This window comes from Rhizorhabdus antheiae (assembly GCF_049889055.1).
GTDB lineage: Bacteria > Pseudomonadota > Alphaproteobacteria > Sphingomonadales > Sphingomonadaceae > Rhizorhabdus.
This window is the reverse complement of the sequence record NZ_JBLTWO010000023.1, coordinates 1-7,811: the sequence shown is the minus strand read 5'-3', so window position 1 is coordinate 7,811 and position 7,811 is coordinate 1. Positions and strand designations below refer to the sequence as shown.

Annotated in this window: 5 protein-coding genes; 1 reads left to right on the top strand and 4 read right to left on the bottom strand. The window is 65.4% G+C overall.

The window, feature by feature from the left end:
* On the top strand, positions 1-1,261 hold a 1,261-nt coding region (locus tag ACNI3R_RS20330; protein ID WP_426187048.1), incomplete at its 5' end, for an asparagine synthase-related protein.
* Here ACNI3R_RS20330 and ACNI3R_RS20325 read toward each other — a convergent pair.
* From ACNI3R_RS20325 to ACNI3R_RS20310, 4 genes are all read right to left on the bottom strand, one after another.
* Positions 1,198-3,267: an Atxe2 family lasso peptide isopeptidase gene (locus ACNI3R_RS20325; protein WP_426187045.1), complete on the bottom strand. Its 2,070-nt coding sequence runs from the start codon at positions 3,265-3,267 to the stop codon at positions 1,198-1,200. The two genes, ACNI3R_RS20330 and ACNI3R_RS20325, sit on opposite strands and share 64 nt — an antisense overlap.
* Positions 3,267-6,188 carry a TonB-dependent receptor domain-containing protein gene (locus tag ACNI3R_RS20320; RefSeq protein ID WP_426187042.1) on the bottom strand — a complete coding sequence of 974 codons (2,922 nt, stop codon included), beginning with the start codon at positions 6,186-6,188 and terminating at the stop codon, positions 3,267-3,269. The genes ACNI3R_RS20325 and ACNI3R_RS20320 overlap by 1 nt, the downstream gene beginning before the upstream one ends.
* A gap of 68 nt (positions 6,189-6,256) precedes the next feature.
* Positions 6,257-7,246 (bottom strand): FecR family protein, encoded by a 990-nt coding sequence (locus ACNI3R_RS20315; RefSeq protein WP_426187039.1) that lies wholly within the window; start codon positions 7,244-7,246, stop codon positions 6,257-6,259.
* Positions 7,246-7,811 (bottom strand): RNA polymerase sigma factor (locus ACNI3R_RS20310; RefSeq protein WP_426187036.1); only part of this gene is annotated, 566 nt, incomplete at its 5' end. The genes ACNI3R_RS20310 and ACNI3R_RS20315, both read right to left, overlap by 1 nt.

Below are 7,811 nucleotides of genomic sequence, written 5' to 3'. Positions count from 1 at the left end.
CCTGAGGGGACGCCTGACCGGGCTCGAGGGCATCAGCGAAATCCTGGGTGGTACGGAAATCAATCCGTTCGACGAAACGCTGCCAAGCGTCACTTGGTCGCCTTGGCCCTTCACCTGTCCCGAACTCGAATATCAATCGAGTACCGAGGCCATATCGGCAATCCGTGCCACAATAATCGATGTGGTAGCCAAGAGCGTCGCTGCGGCGTCAGCTCCTGTGCTGCTCGAACTGTCCGGCGGCGTCGACTCGTCGATCCTCGCAGCGGCGCTCCACACCGCAGCACGGCCCTTCGAAGCGGTTAATCTGATGACGCCCGACAAAGAAGGCGATGAACGTGTGTACGCCCGGTTGGTGGCAGCCCGGCTCGGGGTCGATCTTGCAGAATATGCCGTGCCGGCCGATGTCGACCTGCTGGCGCCGCCGCGACGCCGACTCGCATTGCCGGGTATCCCGGCAATGCTGCGGCCGGCCGACCGGATACTGGCGGCGCTCGCCGAGGTGCGAGCAAGCCCTGCCTTCATGAGCGGCTCGGGCGGCGACTGTGTTTTCGCCACACCCTATTCGGCGACGCCGGCCGCAGACCTGTTCCGGCGGCATGGCCCCGGTCGTCGCTTCGCGCGCTCGCTTGTCGATCTCGCTACGCTTTACCGCGCATCGATCTGGGCGACCGGCCGGAGAGCGTGGCGCTTCATCCGCGATCCCGATTGGCGGCTCGCCCCCGTTCGCAACACCAGCTTTCTGGCCGCCGAGCATTGGCCCGCCTCCCCGCAATGGCATCCCTGGATGACTGCCCCAAGGAGCGCACCGCCCGGAAAACAGGCCCATGTCCGCGCGATCGCCGCCGCGCTTGCGCATATCGACGGCTTCGAACGGCAGCAGGTGGCACCGATGCTCTTCCCGCTGCTCGCGCGCCCGGTCATCGAGGCCTGTCTGAAAGCGCCGAGCTGGATGTGGATCGAAGGCGGTGTCACCCGCGCCATCGCCCGCCGTGCCTTTGCCGACCGCCTCCCCCATGAGGTGATCTGGCGCCAAAGCAAGGGTGGCATGGACGCCTATTGCTATCGCAACTTCGATGCCTGCCGCCCACGGCTGCGCGCCTTCCTGCTCGAAGGGCATCTCGCCCGCGCCGGCCTGCTCGCAACGCACGAGATCGATGCCTTTCTCGCCGCGCCACCGCGCGAGCATGATGTGCGCTTCTATCGCCTGCTGCCGATCATCGACGCTGAAGGCTGGGCACGCTCCTGGCTTGGGGACGGATAAGAGCGCCACCGGTCATATTGCGCCGCCTTGGCCGGATCCGGGTCGACCTCGCCCTTCAACCAGAACAGGAACCAGTCCAGGTTACGAGCATTGGCGACGAGCTGGTGGCGCGGCTGCCATTTGATGTGCGCCTCTCCAGGAAAGCCCCAGAGTTCGGCCGGCACCCCGGCACGTTGCATCCTCGCCAGAATCTCGACATTCGGACGATATTCCTGCTCGGGGACCTGCATCAGGAGCGCGCCGTGGAAGTGCGGCGCCAGATAGGCCAGCGAGACCTCGGACCAAGTCCGGCGATCCCCGTCCGGATCGCCTACGTCCCAATAATCCCGGAGCATCGACGTCACGTCGCGCCCCTCGACGGCGTTGAACCAATAATAGGTCGGCGTGAGCAAGACATTGGCTGCCGAAATCGCGCGCAGCAAGGTCGAGTGGCTCGCGATCCAGACCGCAACCTCGCCCCCGAAGCTTACGCCTCCCATGCCGACCCGTGTCCTATCGACGAGGCCGCGTCCCACGAGCAGGTCGATGACCTTGCCGACGCTATCCATCGCGATCCGGTAATTGCGAATGCCGACGCGCTTCCGGCCTGGCACCATATAGCCGTTGATGCACAAGGCCGCGATCCCGCGTGCCGCCATTTGCCGCAAAGGAAAATCGTCGCCCGTTCCGCCCCGCAGGAAGCCATCGCAATTATAATAGGTGATGAACAGCGGAACCGGTCCTTTGGCGTCGACCGGCAAAGCGAGCAGACCGGTGAAGGGGCGCCCCGTCGAATCGCGCCATTCGATGGGCGCGAAGCGGGGCTCGGCGGGGTCGAGTGGGTCCGGAGTCTGCACTAAAGTGCGGATCTTGCGCGTGGCGAGGTCGATCGCGACGATCGACGGCGGGGTGTCAGTGTGTTCGCGAACACAGATCGCCAGGCGGTCGCCGATCGAGCAGCCATCCCCGCGCCCATTACCCAGCGCCCCGTCTACCTCGATCAGACGTTCGACTGCTGGGGCACCAACCGTCCAGCGATAAAGGCTGGTCCGTCGCGCGGCCTTGTCCCATCGGGTGAACAGGAGCGCGTTGCGATCACCCGCCCAGGCGAGCCCGGCCATCCGGCCTTGCGCACAGAGGGGATCGGTACAGCGTGCATCACCTTGCGCCGATCGCACGATGAGCTGATAGGCGCCGCCTTCCTGCGTTAGCACATAAGCGACACCCCGCTGGTCGCCGCTGGGTGCCCGGACATCGATCAGGCGGCCGTCGAGCTTTTCGAAGGTCTCGAACGGCTTGAGCCCTTCCGCTTCGCCCGTCGGCGCGAGCGGCACCTCCCGGATCGCGCCGGTGACCAGGTCGAGATGCCTGAACCCGCGCGGCACCGATCCCAGCAGGCCAGCATGACCGAACCAGGCGCCTTCGAGTCGCTCCGATCCCCAGGCGCCATCGATCCAGCTGCCACCGATGAGCGGTCGCGAAGGATCGATGGTGGCATCGATCAGCACCCCTTCGTCATAGGCGGCGCGCTCCGCCCGTTCGATCGTGTCGCGCGACGGACCGACGCTGTAGAGCAGCGCCGTCCCGCTTTGGGCACCCTGGATTCTCGCAACATTGCCGGGCTCTGCCGTGACCGCCCGGGTCGAGGATCCGTCAATCCGCGCCTGCCAGATCTGGGCCTCGCCCTCATGGGCAACGCGATAATAGATCGAGCGCGAGTCGGGCGCCCAGATCGCCGCCTCGCCGCTGACGGTTCCATTGAGCCAGTCGCCGACGCCCGCATCCCCAAGACGGCGCGGGGGCGCCGAACCGTCACTCGGCATGACCCACCAGCTGAACATGTGGCTGTTGCGGTCGATCGAGGGACGCTGTTTCCGATAGGCGACCCAGCGTCCGTCGGGAGACAGAGCGGGGTTCGCCAAGCGGGGCATCTCGATAATATCGCGGATGCTGCTGGCTGCTGCCGCGCCGCCCGTCGGGACGAAGGCAGCGAGGGCAGCGGCAATGCTCAGGATGATCGCGCGCATTACCAAGCCTTTCCGATCTGGAAGGCGACGAGCCGACCGACCGCACTTGCCTGTTCGGGGTCGAAGCCGGCGGCCGACAGCGAGGTGCGGTTATTGACATAAGGGGGAGCGCGGTCGAACAAATTGTTGATCGAAAGCGCTAGACGCACGCCCTTGAGCGCACCCGTCTCGACGTCGGGTCTGAAGGCGAGGGTGAGATCGACGGTGGTGAAGCCGCCGACGGTTTCGAACGGCGATACAGCGTTGTTGAGATAGCCCGCGCTGTGGTTGACGAAGCTGGCGACCGACCAGCGGTCGACCGAGACAATCGCGCGACCGCGCAGCCGCAGGTCGGTCGGGTTGCCGATCGTCGCTTTCACGTCGACCGATGATGAGCCGGGGGTGAGCTGCTGGGTGAGACGGAAGAACCAAGTTCCGGACAGACCGATGTCGAAGGCGACCGCGCCAGCCTCGCTGCGATAGCCGCCATCGAAATCGAGCCCCTCGACCCGGCTGCGCGCGAGATTGGCGTTGCGCGCATCGACCACCGCTCCAATTGCGCCCGCAGCCACACCGAAGGGGTTCAGGAAATCGGGACTGGCATAGAAGGCCGCGATCTCCGTTGCGCTCGGATCGCGGCGCACCAGAGCGCCGAAGCGTGACGCCTGCGCCAGAAAAGAGGCGATGTCCGCCGCCGGGTTGCTGATCCGTTGGCGATAATCGATGTTGAAATAGGTGGCTGACAGCGCAAGGCCAGGAAAGCGCTGCGAGCGATAGTCGATCCCGCCCGACCAGGTCCTTGCCTTTTCGGGACGAAGATCAGTGCGGTTGCCAAACAGCGCGATCGCGTTGGTCATACCGGTGGGCGAGCTGGGGTCGGCGAGCGGAAAGGGAACGACCTGGGACAGCCCCGGTCCCTGGCGAATATCGGTAAAGGCCGGCGCGCGAAACGAACGCCCGTAGCTACCGCGCAGGGTGAAAGCGGGATCAGGCCGCCACGACAAGCCGACCTTCGGATTGGTGGTGCTGCCAACGTCGCTATAGCGCTCGGTTCGGCCGGCGACCGACAGCTCTAGCCGGTTGGCACCTGTCGATCCGGGGCCGAGGATGGGCGCGATGATCTCGGCGAAGGCCGCGCGCACCGTCCGGCCGAGCGGGAAGCCCGCCGATGCGCCCGGGACCGGGGTGAGAGTTGCGCGGTCATCAATCGAGCGGGCGGCGTAGCGCTCGTGACGATATTCCACGCCTGCTGCCAGTCGGACGGGGCCGCCCGGCAGATCGAACAGCGAGCCATCGACCTTGAACGCCGTCGACCACTGCTCGGAGGTTCCCATCGTCCGGCTCGATCCGCGAACATAGTCGATTATGCTCTGCGGGGTCTGGGGACCGTCGCCGAACAGATTATAGGCGGTCGCCGGATTGGTGTCGGCGATCGTCTGAGCGAGCCGCGCGCGGTTGACGATATTGAGGCTCTGCTGTTGCTCACGTTGACGCCCATAGGAACCGCGCAGCTCGCCTGCCCAAGTACCGAGCCGCCCTTCGAGCGCGCCGCCCAAGGCGAGGTTGGTCACCCGGATTCGCGAGGTCGGAACACCGAGGTCGTCGCGAAAATCATAGCGGACCGAGACCGGCTGTCCTGTTCCGATCGGATCGACATAGAAGGGGTTGGTCGGGCTGACCGAGACCGCGGTGCCGATCTGCACGTCGCGACGGATCGAGCGGCGAGTCGCATAGCTCGCCTCGCTCTTGACGGTGAGCCAATCGGCGAGTTCCTGGTCGGCGGCCGCGAGTACCGAATGCCGCTCCTGCTCAGGCAGGATGTCGCTGCCGGTCCGACCGTCGCTCAGATTGGCAACACCAGGAATGAGATCTTCAGCGGTGAGGCCCCGCCCATTCTGCCCCTGCGGTACGCCGAAAATCAGGCCATTGGCCGCGACCAGGGTCGCAGGATTGGCAAAAGCCGTGCGATAATCGGGTCCGCCAAAGGGGCGCAAATCCTCGGTAACGTACGGGCGGTCGCCAGCGCCAAGATTGCCCCGGCGGTAGAATTCATAGCCTACCGTGACATGACCGCTAGACCAGCGGGTGCCTAGCAGCTGGTTAGCCTGGACTTCGCGAAAGCCGTCGGCACCGCCATAACGGACATTCGTCTCGGCGCCCTTGAAGTCGCGCCGCAGCCGCACGTTGACCACACCCGCCACCGCATCCGATCCGTAGATGGCAGAGGCGCCATCGGCGAGCACCTCGATCCGGTCGATCATGACGGTCGGGATCAGGCTGAGATCGACAAAGCTGCCCGATACGCCGCCAAGCGCCGGGCGGTTGCCGTCGATCAGGGTCAGCGTCGAGTTGTTGCCCAGCCCGCGGAGATTAATGCCAGAGCCCTGCCCGAAATTGGCATTGGCATTGTTACGTACCGAAAAGCCGACCGTGCCCTCGTTGGCGCCCCCGGAGAAATTCTGCGGCAGTGCGCCGACCAGTTGCTCGGTGGTCGCATAGCCTCTCTGCTCGATCGCCCGGCGGTCGACCGCTATCAGGTTCGATCCCACCGGTCCGACACCGCGCACGCGTGTGCCGGTCACGATGATCTCCGAGGACAGCCCCCCGCGTTCGGCTGCGGTCGCGCGCGTGATGATCAGAGCGCTGCCGACCACGTGCCAGCTGAGACCACTGGCGTCGAGCAGATGGTCAAGCGCCTGTTCCGGTGTAAATCGCCCCACCAGCGCGGGGGCCGTCCGACCATCGACGAGTGCGGCCGGGGCAGCAATGCTGCGGCCGGAGGCGAAAGACACAGCACGCAGCGAAAGCCCCAGCGGCTGAGCTGGGAGATCGAACAAAAAGGCCGCCTGGACGTCCGCCGGTGCGGCAGTGGCCACGGCCGCGAGCGCGCAGACCGAGGTCGAGAACGAAAGCGCGATCAGCGCGGTGCGAAATATTGGCATGGGTCGGTACCCCCCTGGTTTCGACGCGCCGCAACGGCGTCGTCTGGGGGCTTCGACACGCGAACGCGTCAGGACCCTGGGATTTTCTTTTCCCGTCGCCTGGCCAGATAATTGCCCGCGCTGTCCCGCGTGACCTCGAGGTCGAACATAGGACCGATCATGGCTGCGAGCTCGCCGGTGTCGCCGGCCCGGATCGTGCCGGTGAAGCCAAACCGGCGCACCGCCTCGTCGGTGAAAATGAGCTGGGGCGATCCCGGGCGGCTGGCGATTTTGGCGACATCGCCCAGTGCTGCATCGTCAAAGCTCAGCATCGGCCGAGTCCATTCGATTTCGGTCGGCGAAATGGGCCGGGTGGCCCCGAAGCCTGCTGCGGTAACAGCGATCTGCTGGCCGGGCACAAGCATCCGCGCCTCCGAGGATCGCATCTGCTCCTCGACGGAGTGCTGCACCTCGACCGATCCGCGTAGCAAGGAAATGAGTAGCGCTTCTCGCGCTATCGTCACGTCGAACACCGTTCCATGCGCGACGACAAGGCTGTTCCTGGCCTCAACCACGAAGCGCCGACCTGCTTCATGCGCGACAAGGAAGCGTGCCCGCCCCGCCGCCAGTATGACGCGCCGCTCATTCGCAGTGAAGGCGGTCCGGACGACGGCCCCCTGATCGAGAAGGACCTGCGATCCGTCGGCCAGAGCGATGTGCCGCACGGGTGTCTCGACCCGCGCTGCGCCCATATCGGCATAGCGGCTGGGACGATCGGGCGTCCGCAGCAACGCGAGCACGGCATAAGCGAGTATCAGAAGGATGGCGGCGGCCGACAGCTTCAGCGGTGTACCGGGCCGCCAGCGCCGCTTCCGGGGCAGGCTGGCTAGCGGCCCGGAGAGAGCGAGGGCGGTGCTGCGATCCCAGCTTTCGAGAAGCGCGTCATACGCATCAGCGTGTCGCTCACTCGTGCTGTACCAGGCTTCGAACGCCGCGAGGGTCTGATGGTCGGGATGTCCCCGCAAGCGGGCCAGCCAGTTGGCGGCCTCCACCCGCAAGGCGTCGTCGTTGGCCTCCATTACGACCGCCTCATCGCCCGATCAATCTGCTGGATTGCTTGCGACATCTGCCATTCAACACCCTTGACGCTGAGCCCGGTGCGCTCGGCAATATCCTTGTAGCTCAGCCCTTCGATTCGATGCGCGATAAAGATATCGCGCGTTTTCGGGCGCATATTTGCTAGAATTATCTCTAGCTGCTTCAGGTCCGCCCGCGCCTCGAGCTGGCCGGTTGGATCTGCGGTACGCGCCCTATCGACCAATTCGGGGGACTGAACCACCATTGACCGGGCGATCGCAGCTCGCGCGCGGTTGCGCAGCAGGTTCTTTGCAATCTGGCCGAGATAGGCCTCGGGTTGTTCGATGGGGGTTGCGCGGACATCGGCTTGAACGAAGCGATCAAAGCTTTCCTGAACCAGGTCCTGGGCATCATCGTCGCGCCCCGTGCGGCGGGCGAAGAAGCGTAGGAGCTTGGGGGCTTGCGCTCGATACAACGTATCGAGCAGCGTGACCGGCCTGACCCGGACGCGATCCTCTGGCGGAAAGGGGTCGTCTTCCGCAAGCCGTGGCGGCGGGCAGGTGGAGT